Annotated in this window: 12 protein-coding genes and 6 pseudogenes; 4 read left to right on the top strand and 14 right to left on the bottom strand. The window is 66.6% G+C overall.

What is annotated here, in order from left to right; all coding sequences use genetic code 11:
- Nucleotides 1-190 precede the first annotated feature (190 nt).
- The 7 genes and pseudogenes from AC1D1G_RS27720 to AC1D1G_RS27690 all read right to left on the bottom strand — a co-directional run.
- The gene (locus tag AC1D1G_RS27720) at nucleotides 191-1,501 is read right to left on the bottom strand and encodes a wax ester/triacylglycerol synthase domain-containing protein (RefSeq protein WP_477954515.1); all 1,311 of its coding nucleotides are present in this window, start codon (nucleotides 1,499-1,501) and stop codon (nucleotides 191-193) included.
- Complete coding sequence (locus AC1D1G_RS27715) at nucleotides 1,498-2,925, bottom strand: wax ester/triacylglycerol synthase family O-acyltransferase (protein WP_477954513.1); 1,428 nt, start codon at nucleotides 2,923-2,925, stop codon at nucleotides 1,498-1,500. The genes AC1D1G_RS27720 and AC1D1G_RS27715 overlap by 4 nt, the downstream gene beginning before the upstream one ends.
- Before the next feature lie 61 nt (nucleotides 2,926-2,986).
- Nucleotides 2,987-3,586 carry an Rv1733c family protein gene (locus AC1D1G_RS27710; RefSeq protein WP_477954512.1) on the bottom strand — a complete coding sequence of 200 codons (600 nt, stop codon included), beginning with the start codon at nucleotides 3,584-3,586 and terminating at the stop codon, nucleotides 2,987-2,989.
- 65 nt (nucleotides 3,587-3,651) lie between these two features.
- Nucleotides 3,652-3,876 (bottom strand): annotated as a pseudogene (locus AC1D1G_RS27705) (universal stress protein); the annotation flags it as partial.
- 66 nt (nucleotides 3,877-3,942) lie between these two features.
- Nucleotides 3,943-4,959 (bottom strand): Acg family FMN-binding oxidoreductase, encoded by a 1,017-nt coding sequence (locus tag AC1D1G_RS27700; protein ID WP_477954511.1) that lies wholly within the window; start codon nucleotides 4,957-4,959, stop codon nucleotides 3,943-3,945.
- Nucleotides 4,960-5,064: 105 nt separating this feature from the next.
- Entirely contained in the window at nucleotides 5,065-5,430 is a 366-nt protein-coding gene (locus AC1D1G_RS27695; RefSeq protein WP_477954509.1) for a universal stress protein, read from the bottom strand.
- Nucleotides 5,431-5,722: 292 nt separating this feature from the next.
- A pseudogene (locus AC1D1G_RS27690) lies at nucleotides 5,723-5,887 on the bottom strand (universal stress protein); the annotation flags it as partial.
- 228 nt (nucleotides 5,888-6,115) lie between these two features.
- Between AC1D1G_RS27690 and AC1D1G_RS27685 the strand changes: the two are divergent.
- Nucleotides 6,116-7,105, top strand: a complete 990-nt coding sequence (locus AC1D1G_RS27685) for an Acg family FMN-binding oxidoreductase (protein WP_477954507.1) — start codon at nucleotides 6,116-6,118, stop codon at nucleotides 7,103-7,105.
- 24 nt (nucleotides 7,106-7,129) lie between these two features.
- Here AC1D1G_RS27685 and AC1D1G_RS27680 read toward each other — a convergent pair whose 3' ends face one another.
- The 7 genes and pseudogenes from AC1D1G_RS27680 to AC1D1G_RS27650 form a co-directional block, all read right to left on the bottom strand.
- A complete protein-coding gene (locus AC1D1G_RS27680) occupies nucleotides 7,130-7,591 on the bottom strand; it encodes a hydrogenase maturation protease (protein ID WP_477954506.1) in 462 nt (153 codons plus the stop codon).
- Nucleotides 7,588-8,879, bottom strand: a pseudogene (locus AC1D1G_RS27675) (Ni/Fe hydrogenase subunit alpha). Before AC1D1G_RS27675 ends, AC1D1G_RS27680 begins: the two are co-directional and overlap by 4 nt.
- Nucleotides 8,863-9,144 (bottom strand): annotated as a pseudogene (locus tag AC1D1G_RS27670) (NADH-quinone oxidoreductase subunit B family protein); the annotation flags it as partial. The pseudogenes AC1D1G_RS27670 and AC1D1G_RS27675, both read right to left, overlap by 17 nt.
- 208 nt (nucleotides 9,145-9,352) lie before the next feature.
- Nucleotides 9,353-10,510, bottom strand: coding sequence for a 4Fe-4S dicluster domain-containing protein (locus AC1D1G_RS27665; RefSeq protein ID WP_477954505.1), 1,158 nt, complete (start codon nucleotides 10,508-10,510; stop codon nucleotides 9,353-9,355).
- A gap of 33 nt (nucleotides 10,511-10,543) precedes the next feature.
- Complete coding sequence (locus AC1D1G_RS27660) at nucleotides 10,544-10,831, bottom strand: DUF1876 domain-containing protein (RefSeq protein WP_280783214.1); 288 nt, start codon at nucleotides 10,829-10,831, stop codon at nucleotides 10,544-10,546.
- Nucleotides 10,832-10,900: 69 nt separating this feature from the next.
- Complete coding sequence (locus tag AC1D1G_RS27655; protein ID WP_283332422.1) at nucleotides 10,901-12,322, bottom strand: wax ester/triacylglycerol synthase domain-containing protein; 1,422 nt, start codon at nucleotides 12,320-12,322, stop codon at nucleotides 10,901-10,903.
- A 202-nt stretch (nucleotides 12,323-12,524) separates the two neighbouring features.
- Nucleotides 12,525-12,779, bottom strand: a complete 255-nt coding sequence (locus AC1D1G_RS27650) for an SHOCT domain-containing protein (protein WP_164063258.1) — start codon at nucleotides 12,777-12,779, stop codon at nucleotides 12,525-12,527.
- A gap of 174 nt (nucleotides 12,780-12,953) precedes the next feature.
- Between AC1D1G_RS27650 and AC1D1G_RS27645 the strand changes: the two are divergent.
- The 3 genes and pseudogenes from AC1D1G_RS27645 to otsB all read left to right on the top strand — a co-directional run.
- Nucleotides 12,954-13,583, top strand: a pseudogene (locus AC1D1G_RS27645) (serine hydrolase domain-containing protein); the annotation flags it as partial.
- Nucleotides 13,584-13,955: 372 nt separating this feature from the next.
- Nucleotides 13,956-14,489, top strand: a complete 534-nt coding sequence (locus tag AC1D1G_RS27640) for a flavodoxin family protein (RefSeq protein ID WP_280783212.1) — start codon at nucleotides 13,956-13,958, stop codon at nucleotides 14,487-14,489.
- 90 nt (nucleotides 14,490-14,579) lie between these two features.
- Nucleotides 14,580-18,282, top strand: a pseudogene (otsB, locus tag AC1D1G_RS27635) (trehalose-phosphatase).
- The last annotated feature ends 63 nt before the right edge of the window (nucleotides 18,283-18,345 follow it).

The raw sequence follows: 18,345 nt of genomic DNA, 5'->3' as shown, positions 1-18,345 counted from the left end.
GTTCTCACGTACGACGCCCACACGTCTGTCCTGGTCACCGAGGTGCGCGTACACGGCAYGGACGACAAGGCACGGCGGAGCTTCCGCGGGTATTGGACGGTGGTGGGCCCGTTCGTCAAGGCGATGGGCGGGCCGGTACTGCGCCTGATCCGTGACGAGGCCGAGTCTCTCCGAGTCGCGGCCCAGCTCGTCACTCGATGGCGGCCCGGAATTGTTCATGCAGAGCCGCGGCGAGCTCGCGGACCTCGGGTACGACGTCGGGGTCGACGATGATCGTTACTGTCAGCGTGCCCGCATAGGATAGTGCCGCGAACGCGACACCGACGTTCCCCGCGGTGACGGTAATCGGGGTGATGCCTGTGATCGGTGCACCGGCGATGACGAGTTGCCCAGGGGGACCCGGGAGGTTCGTCAGGAACGAGTTGACGAGTCGCTGACGGTCGACGAACCACCGAAACAACCGCACGGCGGCCAGAATCCGGAAAAGTGGTCCGATCAGCGTCGAGGATGTGCCTCGGGTCCGCATCTTCCGGGCGCGGGTGACGCGCGAAACAGCGGCGAGCCGTTCCTCGAAGCTTCCTTCCAGCGGTACGCGGACGGGCATCACGCCGACCTGGTTCCCCAGGTGCCCACTGGTTGTCGCACTCCGGGCCGAGACGGGGACCGACACCACCAGCTCCTGGGGAAACTCCTTCCGCTCACGTAGGAGTTCGGCCAATGCCCCAGTGACGGAGACCAACAGAACATCGTTGACGGTGGCACCCGACCTCCGCCCCGCTGCCCGGACACCGTCGAGACCGACGTCGACGGTCACTACCCTGCGACGGGGGCCGGTGGCAGCGTTCAGGGAACACCGCGGTGCCCACCCGCCGCGACCACGACCGAGTTCGGCCCAGCCGCCTCGTATACGAGCAACCCTGTGCGGAAGTCGGCGCAGCGTGCGGAACCGTTCGGAAACGCGGTCGACGAACCGGCCCCGAGGCGGTGCCGCGGTATCGTCGGCCGGCCCAGCCGGGTCCGCGCCGTCGACCAGGCGTGCGAGCACGGCGAGGCCACCGATCCCGTCGGCCACGACGTGATGCAGCACCAGTACCAGACCGGTGTGATCGTCGATGAGACCGGTGACGACGACCGCCCGCCACAATGGTTGTGACCGGGGCAGCGGCCGGGTCACCGCGTCCACCGCGATCGCCAGCGCAGCGTCACGGTCCCCCGGGCTCGGGCACCGGACTCGGGCCACATGGGCGCGGACGTCGAAATCGGAGTCGTCGACCCAGTACGGCCGTCCCAGGCCCCGCCGTGGCCTGGCCAGGCGCTGTTGCAGGCGCCGAATGCTGGTGAGCCGTCGTGTGAACGTGGCCTCGACTGTCGCCGCATCCACGTCACTTTCACCGGCAACGAAAAGTAAAGCGCCGACGTTCATGGGTACCGGTCCGACGTCCGAGACGAGCGTGATCAGGTCGCCCGAGCCGAGTTGCTCGCGACGGTCGTCGGCCGTCATTCGGAGGCTGCGTCAGCCGCGCGCGACGAGGCGAGGAGGGTCAGGACACCACGTTCTATGGAGTCGGAGAGGTCGGTGAGGTCCGGTGTGGTGTCGTAGTCCCCGGTGAGACCGAAGGCGAGATGGTCACTGTAGCTGAGGATCGCGATCCCGATCCGCAGCCGCAGCGCGATCGGCACGTACGGAAAGATCTCCAGGATCGTGCGGCCCATCACGTGTCGTGTGGCCTTGGGGCCGGGGACGTTGGTTGCGACGGCGACGACACTGTGCTGAGGAAACCGGGTGGCGAGTCGAACGGCCCAGGCCATGGGCATGAACGGCCCGTACTGGGCCACCGCGGTGAACGCCTTGCCCCCTTCCGCTTCCTTGCTCGCCTTGTGCGTCGTGAGCCGTTCGTGGACGGCAACCAACTGTTCGACCGGGTCTTCGATGTCGACTGGCAGAAAAGGCAGCATGAGCGAGACCTGATTGTGGATCGCATGTTCCTCGGTTGCGGAGCGGACGGACACGGGAACGAGCGTGCGGACCGTGTGCGGTTCGGGGCGCTCGCCCCGTTTCAGGAGCAGCTGTCGTAGTCCGGTGGTGATCGCGGCGAGTGCGACGTCGTTCACGGTGACCCGGTACGTGGCGCAGATTTCGCGAACGTCATGCATTCTGACTCGGGCGGCGCAGTAGCGGCGCTGGCGACCGATCGGTCCGATCAGCGAAGTGTTCGTAGACGAGGTCAGCATCTCGGACAGCAGGTGGGTCAGGCCGGTAGCGACGCCGATACCGGCGGCCGTCAGCCGACGTGGAATTGCCAGTGCCGCCGAGACGAGCCGGAGTTGCCGCACCGGGGACAGGAACTCGATCGTCGAGCGGACCAGGCTCTCGACGCTCTCGAGGCGTGTACCGACGGTCGGTACCGGCTCGGCGTCGGTGTCGGGCTCTGCGGTCCTCGACGTTTCGGCCACGACTTCGTCGCACATGGCCTCGAACAGTTTGGTTCCGGTGATCCCGTCCGCCATGCAGTGATGAATCTTGGTCAGTATGGCCCAGCGGTCGTCGGTGAGGCCTTCGACGACCCAGCATTCCCACAGGGGGCGGTCACGGTCGAGTCGGTGCGCCATGACCCGGGCGACGAAACCGAACAGGGACTCCTCCTCCCCTGGTTCCGGGACGGCGACCCTCCGCAGATGATGGCCGAGGTCGAAATGCGGATCCGGTGACCAGGAGGGTGCGCTGAAGTCGAGTGGGACCGTGTGAACCCTGTCTCGGGCGTGCGGGAGCGTCGCGAAACGTGCGGCGACCGTGTCCCGAAATTCGTTTTGCCCGGGAACCGGACCCTCCATGATGGCGAGGGCCCCGATCGTCAGGCTCGCGTGCGGGTCGGAGTCCTCCGTCTCGAGGAAACCCGCGTCCAGGAAGCTCAAGTTGTCGTCCACTGGCTCTGGCCTCACCCTTCGGAAATCGTCATCGTCTTCCTGCGTTCGACACGAACGGGCGTCAGCTGACCGGCCACCCTGGCGCCTTTCCGAGGTTCCTCCACTCGCGGTCCCACTGCGACATCCGGTATCTCGTTCCTGCCCAGCGAATTCCGATCATCATCGTGAGACAGATCGTCGCACCCATGGTCCACAACGCGAGTGCGGCGCCCACGGCCTCGAACGCGTTCTCGGTGCCTGTCTTCGGTGCGGCCACGATCTTGCCGGCCGGGTCGATCCAGATGCTGATCGTGTGTCCCGCTTTCGCTTCCGGCGCGGTCTGTACCTGACCGGTGTGTGTGGTCCCATCCACTGCCCACCGGGCGGGTGCCTGCCCGGTGGCACCCGTTGCCGGGGTGGTATCCGCGAGGTTCACAGTTGCGTCCTCGAGGAGCACTGCCGCGATCTGATGCCGGTTTTCGCGGTCGGCGCGGGATTGGTCGTCGAGGCGTGTGTGAGTCGCGGTTCCGAAGGCTGCGGCGAGGGGAACCAAGATCAGCACCAGGGCGACGACGAGGAGAAAGACCGAGGATTCGAGGCGACAGCTTCCCCGCATCAATCGGTTCCCGCTCCACGGCCCCAATCGCCACATCCGCGCTACCAGTGTCGGTTCCCCGATCATGACGACCTCCTGCGATTGCTCCTTCGAGTGTCACTCTGGAACAGGTACGGATGTAGGGCCCAAGGTCATCGCCCTGGTCGGATCGGTGCGGCGATCAGGAGTGGACACGGCGTGATGTGCACCAATGCTGCGCTGGTCGAGCCGAGCGTCATACCGGGGAAGCCGCCCCGCCCGCGGCTGCCGATGACGATCATCTGGGCTTCGTCGGCCATTTCGAGGAGGTGGCGAACGGGTCGGTCTCGAACGAGGGTCTGTCGCACCGGGACGTCGGGGAACCGTTCACACCATCGGGTCATCGATCTGCGTCGCATCGTTGGGTTGACACTCGTCGTGTTGCCAGGGGTGGCAGCCCTCCCCTACTCACCGGACAGGTTTCCCGGCGCCGGCCGTTCTCGAACCAGGACTTCCGATAAGGGGCGTCTGGGTGTGGGCGACGGTTCCCCCACCCCGGTGCCCGCTCCCACCCTGATCAGAACCTGCGGCATCCCGTCCCCGGAAGACAGCTCCCGCAGCATTGTCCGTGTCGCGGCGCGTTCGGTCAGATGGGTGACGGGGCAGGTGGCGAGTCCGCGGTCCGTGCAGGCGAGCAGAACGGCGGAGAGTGCTTCGCCGCTCCGTAGCCAATCAAGTCTCGAATCCGTGGATGTGGAGAGCAGGAGGATCGCGGCGCGGTCTTCCGACGAGCTGCCGTCGGGTGTGCTCGCGCGGCCGGGCGGAAACTCTCGTGAGAGGTGCACCGAGTGCTGCTGCGAGTCGGACGGGCGCGCCTGTTCCGGCACACCGTCGGGGAACAGTCCGCGCCCCGACCACCACCGCAGTTCGGCTTGGTAGGTGGGGTCGTCGTGCCGTAAACCGGTCATCCGGCGTGATGCTTCCTCGAGTGCGGGACGGCTTCGCTCGCCGAGGTCTTCGAGTTCGACGCCTGTTCCCGCCGTGATTCGCACCAGCTGCTCGAGTGTCTCCGTCCACGCGGGCGGTGCGTCCAGTGGCAGTCGTTCGGTTCGCCTTCGTTCGATCGCCGCCGCCATTCGGGCGACGAAATCTGTCGGTGTCGGAGCCGGGACGAAGCCGATCGTCGACAGAAGTTGCCGGTCGGAGGAACGCGGCAGCCGTTCGATCACAGGACGCCACCGATTCGCCGCGAAGGCGTAGTCGAGGTGATTCAAGGCCGCCCCGCAGGAAATCACCATCTGACGGCCGAAGCCATCGGTGGCGGGTAGCAGCCGGTCGGGATCGCTGTACAACCGCAGGGCAGTGCCCATCACCCAACGCCACGGTTGGCTGTTGTGCAGCGACGGCGCGCGACACGCCAGCGCCACAGCTGACTCGACCGTACGTCGGTCCGGTACCACGGGCAGTTCTCGCGTGTTCACAGTGCGTCCGTGAATGTGGTGGGTGCTCCGCTGCTCATCGTGTGTCTCCTGCTTGTCCTGGCTTCGAGTGTTGTGCTCGCAGCTCGGTGACTCTAGGGCCGTTGGTCATCGACGCCGCCGAGGAAGGTTGCACCATCTGACCGGCACATTTGCGGTGTAGCGGTCGCCGAACTCCACGACCTGATCAGGGACCGTGCCGGTGTCACAGTGAACCTTGCTGATCATGACCGGACACCGAGCCCGGTGCAGCATGTCCCGACTCGTCGACCCGAGGACCGCACGGCCGAGCGCGCCGTGCCCGTGGCTTCCGACGACGAGAAGCTGCGCGTCCACACACCAGCGGAGCAATACTTCGCCAACTCCACCGGACTCGACAATCTCTCGCACGGCGACGTCGGGGTATCGTTCGGCCAGTCCCGCGAGACTTTCCGCCAGAACCGCAACGCTCCCGTTGACGGGCCGCGACCTCATCCGGTGCGTTCTCGGTTTCGGGCCGCACCACGACCCGGCACCGGGAGTGATGGGCGAGTCGCAACGCCGTCGCACTCAAATATCCTTCCACCGGGCCTCGTGCCGTCGACCCGATCACCACCATGGACGCCGAGTCCGCCAACGGCAWCAGGGCGCCGGCCGCCGTCGATCCGACCGGTAGGAAACACTCCACGGCGAGGGCACYCCAGTCGGCTCTGATGCTGCGCACCGCATCGGCCAGGAACGTTTCCCCTGCGATGTGGTCCTCGTCTTCCGACGGCAGGGGCCGCGGTTCTGTGTAGAAGACCGGGTGTGGGGGAAGCACGTGAACCAGGTGCAGCGTTGTTCCCTGCCTCTCCGCAACCGCGGCGGCCCAGTGTGCAGCGGCTCTCGCTGCCGCCGAGTCGTCGACTCCGACGACAACCGGGGCGAGAGAAGGTGTCCCCGCGTCGGTCACGGTCGAATCACCGCGTGCACACCATGCGGATGGCGATAGCGCCGGACGTCTTCCCAGGTTTGCAGCGGGCACATCCCCGTCAGTAGGGTCTTCCGGCCCGAATCGTCGACAGGTCTCCGCCAGTGACCATCGGCCCTAACCTCGGGCCACGGATAGGCGAACACTGAGGTGGACGCACCGACTGTCCGACCCAGGTCAGGGCGGAGTGCGATTYACCAGGAGGCGATCGTGGACAGCACCATTCCCGACGAGAACGTCGTTCGCATTGCCGTGGACCTCGCCTGCCGGGCACCGTCGGTACACAACAGTCAACCGTGGCAGTGGACGTATGCCGACGGCCAGCTCGACCTCTACACCGAACGTGGGCGGCTTCTGGCCTCGACGGACCCGTCGGGCCGACAGTTGGTCGTCAGTTGTGGTGCGGCGCTGAATCATCTCCAGACGGCATTGACAGGGCTCAAATGGTCCGTCGACATCCGGCGCGTGCCGGAGGGTCCGCACTCGGGGCACCTGGCGACGATTCGGTTCCGCCACGACGCCCGGCCTCAGTCGCACGACTTCGATCTGCTCGCGGCGATCCGGCACCGGTATTCCGACCGCAGGCCATTCGGCCCGATCAGCGTGAAGACCCCGCTGCCCACGGCATTGACCGACATGGCGCGGGGCATGGACGTCCACCTGACACGGCTGGGACAGGATGCTCGTCCGACCCTTGCGAAGGCGACGGAGTTGACTGCGGCGGCACGGAAATACGATTCCGCGTACCAGGCCGAGCTCCACTGGTGGGCCGGTCATTCGATTCCTCAGGGTGGAATACCCGCAGATTCGCTCGCGACCGCGGAGAACCGTGACCGCGTCGACATCGGGCGCCGCTTTCCCGCAGGCCGCGACAACAACGCGACCGCGGAGATCGACCGCTCGACGGTTCTCGTGCTGAGCACCGACACCGACAGCCGCGATGCGTGGCTCAGGGCTGGTGAGGCCCTGTCCGCGGTGCTGCTGGAGGCTACCGTCGGCGGTCTCGCGACCTGCCCGCTGACGCACACGACCGAACTACGGCAGAGCCGGGAGATGATCCGCGAACTGCTTCCCGACCGCGGCTTCCCGCAGGCCCTGATTCGGGTAGGCACGACTGAGAAGAAGTCTCCGCCACGGCAGACTCCGCGACGCCCTGTCGAGTCGGTGTTCTCGATCGGCCGCCGCCACTCCGCTCGTTGACGCTCCGGAAACGCGTGTACACGGTCACGACCTTTCCGCGTACGCGAGCACCGACAGGACCGCCGACACCGCCGTGTCGACAGCTCGGCCCACCGCGGGTGAAAGCCCGCGGCCACCGCCCAGATCAGCGACCTCCACAGCCAGGACGATCATTCTGCGGTGCAGCCGATTGAGTACGGCGCCGAGCTGAATGGTGTGGTCGAGCGGGATTCCGTGCGTGCTGAACGTCCCCGCCCGAACGTCGCCGAGCTCGTCCGGAGTGAGCCGATACACGGCGCCGGGTCGCGGCGGGTCGCATACGACGGCGTCCACGATGACGGCCAGCTGCGCACCGGTCCACGCTTCGAGCAGAGTGCCCGGGTCCCCATCGGATACCGACACGCACACGTCCGGGGCGACGTGGTCCGCGACCTGCCGCGCAACGATCGGGCCGATCCCGTCGTCGCGGCGGAGATCGTTCCCCAGCCCGATCACCACGACGGTCATCTGCGGTCGAGCGTGAGGGTCAGAAAGTGGGTGGCGCAGGAGATGCACGGATCGTAGTTGCGGATGGTTCGTTCGCACAGCGTTGTCAGATCGTCATCGGCCAGTATGAGATTTCCGTCCACCGCGCGCCGTAGATCGTGTTCGATGGCAGCCTGATTCTGCGAGGTCGGAGGAATGATGATGGCGGCGCGGATCGATCCGGTGGGATCGAACTCGTATCGGTGATACAGCAGTCCACGGGGTGCCTCGCTGACCCCGTGCCCGACCGTGCGTATCGGTGGCCCGGCGGTGAAGGGCTCCGCAGGCCGCTCGTAGCGGTCGATGATCCGCAACGCTTCCTCGACGGCGTAGACGACCTCGACGGCGCGGACGACGATGCTGCGGTACGGGTTCCGGCACTGCGCGCCCAGCCCGGCATCGGCGGCGGTCTGCGCCGACACTCCGGCAAGCTGCGACGACTTGAGTGAGTATCGAGCCAGTGGTCCGGTGAGGTACCGGCAGCCGTCGAGCTCGGCGTGGAGCGCGGTCGAGTGCGGGACCTGACGCTCGACCGCGTGCTTCGGGAATTCGTCAGCGGTGCAACGTAATCCGGTCGACGACCAGATCTCGCCGTCGTCGATCGCGTAGCTGGAGTCGTCGTGAAGTGCGAGGAGGTCGTGGTCGAGTTCGACGTCGGGGAAGTCGAAGGACGACACCCATCGGACGGTTGCCACGGCGTGATCGAGTGCCGTGCACAGTTCGTCGGACAGGGGAATCAGTTCGGCTGTGGTCGGCATCCGGTGGAACCCGCCGATTCGGACGTTGACCGGGTGGATCGGTCTGCCACCGATCACATCGAGGATCGCGTTTCCAGCCTTCTTCAACGACAGGCCCCGCTCGACGGCCTCCCGATCGCGCCGGGCGAGGGCAATCGAATCCGGGAGCCCCAGAAAGTCGGGTGCGTGCAGGAAGTAGATGTGCAGCACGTGACTGGCAATCCACTCGCCGCAGTACAGAGTCGCCGCAGATCCCTCACCGCGTCGTCGAGTTCGAGTTCGCATGCCTGCTCGATGGCATTGCATGCGCTCACCTGGTAGGCGACCGGGCAGATACCGCAGATACGCGAGGTGATGTCCGGGGGTTCGAGGAAGTGTCGGCCACGGAGAAAGGACTCGAAGAAACGGGGCGGCTCGTAGATGTTGAGTTCGACGCGTTCGGCTCTCCCCTCGCGCACGGTCACGTCGACCCGGCCCTCACCCTCGACCCGGGCGAGGGCGCGCACGGTCAGTTCCCTATTCCGGGGCGCCACGGTCGTGCCCTTCCGATCCGTACGCCGCCACGTTGAACGTGGCGAAGATGCGGCCTATGGCGTCCTCGTTCATCCCGCACGTGCGCAGCCACCCGCTCATCGCGGCGAGATTCGGGTCGGTGGTGGGACCGAAGCAGCCGTAGCACCCGCGGGCGACCGACGGACACAGCGCGCCGCACCCGGAGTGGGTCACCGGGCCGAGGCACGGTGTTCCGTCGGCGACCATCACACACGTCAGTCCGCGCCGCTTGCACTCGGTGCAGGTTTCGAGTGCGACGGTGCCGCGGCCGGGTACCAGCGTGGTCAGGACGACACTTCCGGTGCCGAGCAGCCAGCACCGGGTCGCCGGTTCGTTCTCGCGGAAGACGAATTCCCCCGCGGCGAATCGAACCGGGGTGCTGAGTTCTGCGAGCCGCAGCCGGTGCCTGTGGCCGAGGGCAGGGGGCAGGGGGGCAGCGGCGCTTCGTCGGCGTTCACCGTTGCTCCCGGTCGTCCTCCGGCCGATACGCCGGCATGAGCTGGACGAGCCGTGCGGCCTCTTCGGTGATGTCGATACCGACTGGGCACCAGTCGATGCACCGTCCGCATCCCACGCACCCGGAGCTGCCGAACTGGTCGAACCACGTGCCGAGTTTGTGGGACATCCACTGCCGGTACCGGCTCTCCCCTGACGTCCGGATGTTCCCGCCGTGGACGTGGCTGAAATCGGGTTCGAAACACGACGACCAATGCTGCCAGCGCTCGGCGTGCTCGCCGGTCAGATCGGTGACGTCCTCACTGGTGGTGCAGAAACAAGTAGGGCATACCATCGCACAGTTTCCGCAGGTCAGGCACCGGCTGGCAACGTCCTCCCAGACGTCGGCTCCGCGCGCGTCGCGGAGCAGTGCACGAAGATCCACCTCGGGCATTGCCCGTCCCATCCGGCCGGCTGCGGTGCTCACGGCGTTCCGGGCCTCGTCGACCTCTGCGGTCGCGGCGGTGTGGTGGTCGACCTCGGCGAGGACGGCGGCACCGGATTCGGTGCCGGCCTCGACGACGAAGCGGTGACCGTTGTCGTCGATGCGCTCGGTCAGTGCCAGGTCGTATCCGGGGCCGGCCGCCGGTCCGGTCCCCATCGAGGCACAGAAACACACACCTCCGGGTTCGGTRCAGTGGGCGGCCACGATGAACAGGTGCCGGAACCTGCGGGCGGTGGTGCTGTCGGAATCAGGGTCCGGGCACAGCACCCGGCGCAGGACCGCGATCGCCGCGAGATCACAGCCTCGAACCCCCACGAATGCGTAGGGCCGCTCGTCGGGTGCCGGTGCGATGAAGGCACCGTCCCGGTCGACGGACCACTGCTGCTGTCGTGGCGGATGGAGGAAGCGTTTCCACGACTGCGGGCCGGCCGAGTGGCCGAAGACCGCGGCGTCGTCCCGCCGACGCAGCCGATACGTCCCGGGCCCGGTTGTCACACCCCAGCCGGACGGTAGCTGCGCGCCGGATTCGAGTTCGGCGAGARCGATGGCCGAGTCCTCGACGGTGGGACCGACAACGCAATAGCCGCGGGCGCGGAGGGCCTCGATCAGTTGGTCGAGGCCGCGGCGATTCAGAACACTCGCATCGGTGTGCACGGTCGATTGCCCATCCATGCGCTCACTCCTTTGCCTTACCGGCGGGTCCGGTCACTCGGTGAGGTGAACGCGGCTGTGCGTGGCCGCTTCTACGTCGGACGCGGTGAGCTCGATCAATTGGTGGGCCAGGTCGGCCAACGCACGTGCCGTGGCCAGTTCGTCCCCGATCTCGGGGATCTCGGTGTCCGCGGGATTCCGGCGGGCGAGCCCGACCCCGACGAGGGTGTGGGTATCGCGGGTTCGGAGCCGGGCCTGTGCCCGGGTCCTGGATCCGCCCTCGTCGGCGTCGTGTTCGTCGATGACGATCTCCACGGACCACTTCTTCTCGTTCATGTTCATCGGCCTCCGTTCGGTGTGGACGCGGTGTCGCGCCCTCGATGTGGTTCTCGGGTATGGGGTGTGCCGCGATCACGAGGCCACGACCACCCTCGTATCGGTTGTCTTCGCGCACAGCCCGAGGACGGCGCGAAACCCGTCGGCTATCGAATCGGTCAAGGCGGCGAGATCCGGGACGGCATCGGCGTCGGCGTTGATCCCGACACAGCATCGTGAGGTGTAGGACATCAAGGTGACGTTGAACGCCGATCCGAGTGTGGGGCTGAACGCGTAGTAGTGCAGAATCTCCGACCCGGCGACGAACAGTGGCACCGGCGATCCGACGACGTTCGAGGCGACGAAGTCGACGTGTTTGAGCATGTTTCCGAGTGTCGAGGCCGGAAGCAGGTTCAAGGCGCCGGCGATCGTCGGTGACAGCGGAATCGCGGACTCGTGGCGCCAGGCATCCACCGTGGCGTGCACCCGGCGCATCAACTCGGCGGGGTCGTCGATGTCGGTGGGTAGTGCAAAACGTGCCAGGGTGATGCGGTTGCCTCCCACCTGGTCCGTCTCGGCACGCAGGCTGATCGGCAGCGTCATCCGCAGTTCGCTGATCTCGGCGCCGTGCAGTCGGTGGTACTTCGCCATTCCCAGCAGGACAGCAGCCAGAAACGCGTCGTTGATCGAACCGGCACCCGCCGCGGCCGCCTGAGCGAGCGCCTCCACCGGCACGTCGAGCACCGCACAGTGACGCCGCGTGCTGCGTTTCGACATCACCGGGGACAGCGTGGACACCACGGGACGCGTGAGGCGCAGTGTGGAGCCGGCTAGTGCGGCTGCATCGCGCCAGGTGGCCCTCGGAGTCCGGACCAGTCGAACACTGTTGCGGCCCAGCGCGTTCGATGCCCGGCGGGCCACGTCGGCGGCCGTGTTCCGGTACCAGGAGAGGCGGCCCGGCGGAGTGGGCGATTCACCGTTCGGCGCGGCCGTCCGATGGTCGGTCCGGTCCGGCCGCGGCCCGCCGTCGCGGGTGAAATCCACGATCTCCCGGGCAATCTGCATTCCACTGACACCGTCGGTGAGAGAGTGATGCACCTTCATCACGAGGGCGGACCTGCCGTCGTGGAGTCCGTCGAGAACGGTGAACTCCCACAGCGGACGGCGCTTGTCGAAGGCGGTCATCTCGGCGGTCCGGGCGAAGTCGAGAACCCCGTCCCATGTTCGTGGTTCGGGGAGGGTGTAGCGGCGCAGGTGCCAGCTGAGATCGAAATCGTGATCGTCCGCCCACCTCGGCGGCGCAAAGCCCATCGGAGCCTCGATCGCCGTCCGCCGGAAGAGGGGAACCAGGTCGACCGCCCTGCGCATCATGTCGACGAATCGGCTCTGATCCGGACTGCGGTCGAGCAGCGCGACCGCCACGATGGTCGACCGGAGGATCGGGTCCTGCTCCATCCGCCACGACATGAAGTCCGTCTGGGTCATGTAGCGCTGATTCGTCGTGCTCACGTCGGTCAACTCGCTCGTCGATTGGGTCTGCGGTCGGTCGTCTTCGGTGTGTCCCGCCGGGGCCCGGTCCCTTGGGGTTCCCGGCGGCCACGGGTCACATCGGCATCATGGGCATGGGTGGCAGAACACCCGTGCTGTGCAGCCACATCATGAACATGTGGAACATCTGCATCGCATCCATCACGGTCACCTCCTTCGCCGTGCGCTCGTGTCAGGGTGTCGTCCCGGCGCGCAGAATGGTCAGGCGACTCCGGTATTCCTGCTCGTCGATCTCGCCGCGCGCGAACCGCTCGGCAAGGACCGCCTCAGCACTGCGAAGCGGCGGCGACCCACCGGGCGGTGCCGGGAACGGGTGACTCACATAACGGATCAGCAGGATGATCCCCACGATCAGCAGCCCCCAGAAAAGCGCCATACCGGTGAACATCAGTGCATACCCCCAACCGCCGAAATCATCGTCGTACATCACGGGGCGGCCTCCTACGGTCTGTTCGGCGGTGTGTGTCCGGGTCGGCCCGCCGTACTACCAGTGTCCAACCGTGCGAGGGGTGGTTCACAGGGTCTTTCGGCCGTTTCCGGTGGTTTCGCTCCGGCGGAATCAGCGCGCCGTATCCGGCGTTGTATACAAGCGATGGCGGTGGCGTACCTGCACGGTGAGCCCGTGGTCGACATCTGGTCGGGATGGGCCGCGCGCGACACCCGCTGGCAATCCGACACCGTGTCGGTGTCCTTCTCCACGGGCAAGGGAGTTGCGAGCACGGTGCTCCACCGGGCTGGTGGACCGCGGACTGATCGACTACGACGCCCGTCGCCACGTATTGGCCCGAGTTCGCGAGTGCCGGCAAGGAGTTGGTGACGGTGCGGGAGCTGTTGACGCACCAGGCCGGTCTGCGCCGCGTGCGCGGACTGGCACCGGGACCCTCGGCGCTGTTCGATCACGACAGCGTCGTCGGCGCACTCGCATCCGCGGCGCCGGATCGTCGCTGAGCCGTCATGCCGGGCTATCACGCCGTCACGTTCGGATCACTGGTCGCGGAACTCACCACTCGGGCGACCGGCTCGTCGTYCACCGACCTCGTCCGCGCCGAGATCGCCGAACCCCTCGGAATCCGGGAGTTCTGGTTTCAGGTTCCCGCGGAGGAACGTCACCGCATCGCGAAGTCCTTCCCGCGCATCACTCCCTTCGGGGTGCCCCTGGGAGACCGTGTCCTTCGCCCTATCGTGCCTGCCCGTGCTGCGAAACATCGCACACGCGGCATGCCGGAGGGGCCAGGGGCGTAGGTCATCTGGCTGCAATGCGGCAGGCTCGACGCTTGGCCGCCTGGCACAGTCCGGAAAGTGACGGTTGACCCTACTCGGTGGACGACATCGTTGGTTGAATCCGAAGTGACACGACACCCCGGAGTTCGTCATGAATCCCCACGGCACCATCGTCGACCGGAAGATCAGTCGACACCGAGACACACGCGCTCACCAGCGCCGGACACCAGACGACCGAATCGACTGGCCCGACCCGAGCCCACTGGCGGACTGGTGGGCGCGTGTGATGTCCGGTGCACACCCATCGACGAGAACCGTCGGCTAGAACATGCTCGGGCACCGAGCGCCGGGATCGAGCCCACCAACCGCAGAAGGAGTCGACATGCGAGCACTCGTGGTCTACGAATCGATGTTCGGAAATACCCGGCACGTCGCAGAGGCGATCGCCCGAGGTCTCGAGTCCACGGGAACCGTCACAGCAGTCCCGGTCGCCCGAGCCGGTGACGAAGACTTGTCCGGCTACGATCTCGTGATGGTCGGCGGCCCGACGCATGTCCACGGGATGAGTCGCGAGTCGACCCGCCACGGAGCCGCCGTGACAGCGCACAAACCCGACAGCACTGTGGCACTGGAACCTGACGCGGAAAGCGAGGGCCTCCGCGAATGGCTCGACGGGCTCCCCCCGACCCACGGGAAGGCGGTGGCGTTCGACACTCGCGCCGACGGCCCTGCCCTCCTGACCGGACGAGCATCGAAGGGTATCGGCCGAAAGCTACGCCGGCACGGGTTCGATCTCGTCGCCGAATCCGAGAGTTTCCTCGTCGACAAGGAATCGCGGCTCGAGGAAGGTGAGGAGACACGCGCCGAGCAGTGGGGTCGGACACTCGCCCAGCAGGTCACTTCCGGTCGCGCCTGATCATCGTGCTTCCGACGTAATCTGGGCATACCGACGTCGCGGCAGTTCGGAAAGCAGTTGACATGCGTCCACCACCCGGGGGCTGAGCCCATGTCACACGCTGCGATCGATCTGCGACGGCACGATGCGGTGCTCTTCGACCTCGACGTCGTGATGGCCGAGTCCGCGCGGGCCGACACCACGAGAGCACTCGTCCGTCAGTTGCAGAGTCTCGGGGTGGCGACGGCGGTCTTCTCGACCGATCGCGACGTTCGACCGGTGCTCGACGCCGCGAGAATCGCCGACGTGTTTCCCGTACGGGTCGACGGCGCCTCACCGGTCGACGCCGCCGACCGGCTGGGGGCGCGCCCGGGCGGTGCGGTGGTCGTCACGGCCTCCGGAGAAACGGCTGCCGCGGCCACGCGTGGCGGCTTCGCACTCGTCATCGGGGTCGGTCACGACCACCGCGCCGACGACTTGAGAAGATGCGGAGCAGATATCGTCGTCGTCGACCCCTCCGAGATCCCGTTCCGTGCAGGCGATCTCCGGCTATCCGAAATTCCGGACGCTCTGACCTCTCGGCACGAACTCCCCGCCGTCCTCCGTGTCCGCAGGCCCGCAGTGTTTCTCGACTTCGACGGCACCCTCGCGAATATCGTGTCCGATCCTGCGAAGGCCGTCCTGGTCGACGGTGTGGCCGCCGAGTTGGCCCGATTGACACGCAAGTGTCCGGTGGCCGTGATCAGCGGACGCGACCCCGCGGACGTGCAGACACGGGTCGGTATGGCGGAGATCTGGTATGCGGGCAGCCACGGGTTCGAATTGGCCGGACCGCAGGGGCAGTACTACCAGAATCCCGACGCTCTCGCCGCGGTACCGGTGCTGCATCACGCCACCCGCGCCCTCACCGACCGCCTCCGTGGCGTGCCGGGCGTRTTGATCGAGCCCAAGAAGTACACCGTCGCCGTGCACTATCGCAACGTTGCCGCCGATCGGATAGACGAGGTCGTTGCCACGGTCCACGATGTCGCCACGTCCGGGGAGGTCCGGCTCAGAGTCACCGGGGGTCGCAAGGTCGTCGAACTCCGTCCCGACGTCGATTGGGACAAGGGACGCGCACTGAACTGGGTCCTCGAGCACATCCACGACGCGAGATCCCTACTGCCGATCTACGTCGGCGACGACTTCACCGACGAGGACGCATTCGACGCCGTGACGGCGAACGGGGTGGGGATCGTCGTCCGCAGCAGTGAGGTCGGGGATCGACGGTCTGCGGCACGCTTCGCCGTGACCGATCCAGTTCAGGTCCGCGTACTGCTGCAGCGGCTGGCGGATCGTCTCGGCCGCGACCCCGAGACCGCGTCTGCGGCCGATGCATGGATGCTGTTCTTCGACGGCTATGAACCCCCGACCGAGAAGCTACGGGAGGCCGTCTGCACTCTGGGGAACGGCTACTTCGCCACTCGCGGGTGCGCACCCGAAGCAACCGCCGGCCCGGTCCACTACCCGGGCACGTATCTCGCGGGTGTGTACAACCGCTTGCGCGACGAGCGGGCCGGGATGGAGATCGTGAACGAAAGCATGGTGAACGCGCCGAACTGGCTGACGACGACCTTTCGTATCGAGGGCGGGCCGTGGTTCGACGTCGACGCCGTCGACCTGCTCGAGTACCGCCAGTACCTCAATCTGCGTCGCGCCGTACTCACCCGCCAGTTCCGGTACCGCGACGAGACCGGGCGAACGACGTCGGTCATCCAGCGGCGATTCGTCGCCATGCACCTCCCCCACGTGTGCGCGCTGCAGACGACGATCATCGCCGAGAACTGGTCCGGCTCGGTCGAATTGCGTTCGGCGTTAAATGGTGCGGTTCGCAACACCCTCGTCGAGCGGTACCGGGATCTCGCCGCCGATCATCTCGTACTACTCCATTCGGGCCCGCTGTCGGCGGACTCCGTCCTGCTGGCGATGCAGACCACTCAATCGCGCATACCGGTGGCCATGGCGGCACGAACCACGCTGTTGCCCCGCGACCGACACCGTGAGTGCACCTACCGTCTGCACAATCGCGACGGCCGCATCGGCCACGACATCACGGTCGACCTCACCGAGGGTGAATCCGTGACGTTCGAGAAGATGGTGACGGTGTTCACGGGGCGCGATCACGCATTGTCCGAGCCGGCCGACGAAGCGGCCCGCTGGGTGCCGTCGATCGGCGGGTTCGAGGAAGTGCTGGACGGTCACGTGCTGGCCTGGGAGCACCTGTGGGACCGTATCGGGATCACCCTCGGCGACTACCGGGACGGTCTGCGCATCGCCCGGCTCCATCAGATGCAACTCCTGCAGACGGTGTCGCCGAACACCGCCGACCTCGACGTCGGTGTGCCCGCCCGGGGGTTGCACGGTGAGGCGTATCGGGGCCACGTCTTCTGGGACGAGTTGTTCGTCTTCCCGGTCCGGCGGCCAGCACTGACACGGAGGTGGCGACTACCACATCCGCACACACCGAGAGTCCGGTGCCTGAATCTGCGGGTGCCGATCTTGACCCGGTCGTTGCTGCGCTACCGGTACCGTCGTTTGCCGGAGGCCCGCCGGGCCGCGCGGGCGGCCGGATATCGCGGCGCGATGTTCCCGTGGCAGTCGGGCAGCGACGGCCGGGAGGAAAGCCAGCAACTGCATCTCAACCCGCGGTCCGGTCGTTGGCTCCCAGACCCGAGTTGGCGCCAACACCACATCGGCATCGCGATCGCCTACAACGTGTGGCACTACTACCAGGTCACCGGGGACCTCGAGTCTCTCAGTGATTTCGGCGCCGAGATGCTGGTGGAGATCGCCCGTTCTTCGCAGGCCTCGCCTCCTACGAGGCGCCCGGGGGCGCTACACGATCCGCGGGGTCATGGGACCGGACGAGTTTCATTCCGGCTACCCCGAGGCTCCGCACGAGGGAGTCGACAACAACGCATATACCAACGTCATGGCCGTGTGGGTGATCCTCCCGGCGAGAGAGGCGCTCGATGTGATTCCGGCCCCGGACCGGTCCGATCTCGTCGACTCCCTGAGCTTGGACGTGAGCGAGATGGCCCGGTGGGCGGACGTGAGCCGCCGCATGTTCGTTCCCTTCCACGATCGGGTCATCAGTCAGTTCGAGGGCTACGAGGCGCTGGCGGAACTGAACTGGGCCGGCTACCGGGAGCGGTACACCGACATTCAACGGCTCGACCGCACCCTCGAGGCGGAGGGGGACGACGTCAACCGGTACCGGGCATCGAAGCAGGCCGACGTGTTGATGCTGTTCTATCTGCTGTCCGCCGACGAACTGCGTGATCTGTTCGAACGACTCGGATATCAGCTCGAACCGGAGGCGATACCGCGCACCATCGACTACTACATCGCCCGGACCTCGCACGGTTCCACACTCAGCGCGGTGGTGCATTCCTGGGTGCTGGCCCGCGCCAATCGCGACAAGGGCATGGAGTTCTTCGACAGGGTGCTTGCATCCGACATCACTGACATCCAGGGAGGTACGACCTCCGAGGGGATCCACTTGGCAGCCATGGCGGGGAGTATCGACCTGCTTCAGCGCTGCTTCACGGGACTTGAAACTCGTGGTGATCGCCTCGTTTTCAGCCCGGAATGGCCGAGAACGCTCGGTGCGCTCGAATTCCCGATCGTCTATCGCGGACATCAGTTGTGGCTGACCATCAGCGGTCGCCGCGTTCAGGTCAGTGCGGGCGCCGGAAATCAACGCGCGATCGAGATCTCGTGTCGTGACCAGGTGGTCCGACTGGAGCCGGGGTGCACGGTCAGTCTGGGCTAGCCACCGTCGGCGCTGCCCGTCCACGACCGGCGCCTCCCACGGTCAGCTGACCGGCCATCCGGG

This window comes from Rhodococcus sp. P3_B8 (genome assembly GCF_056402775.1).
The sequence above is the reverse complement of the archived record's forward strand: the minus strand, read 5'-3'. Positions and strand labels throughout refer to the sequence as shown.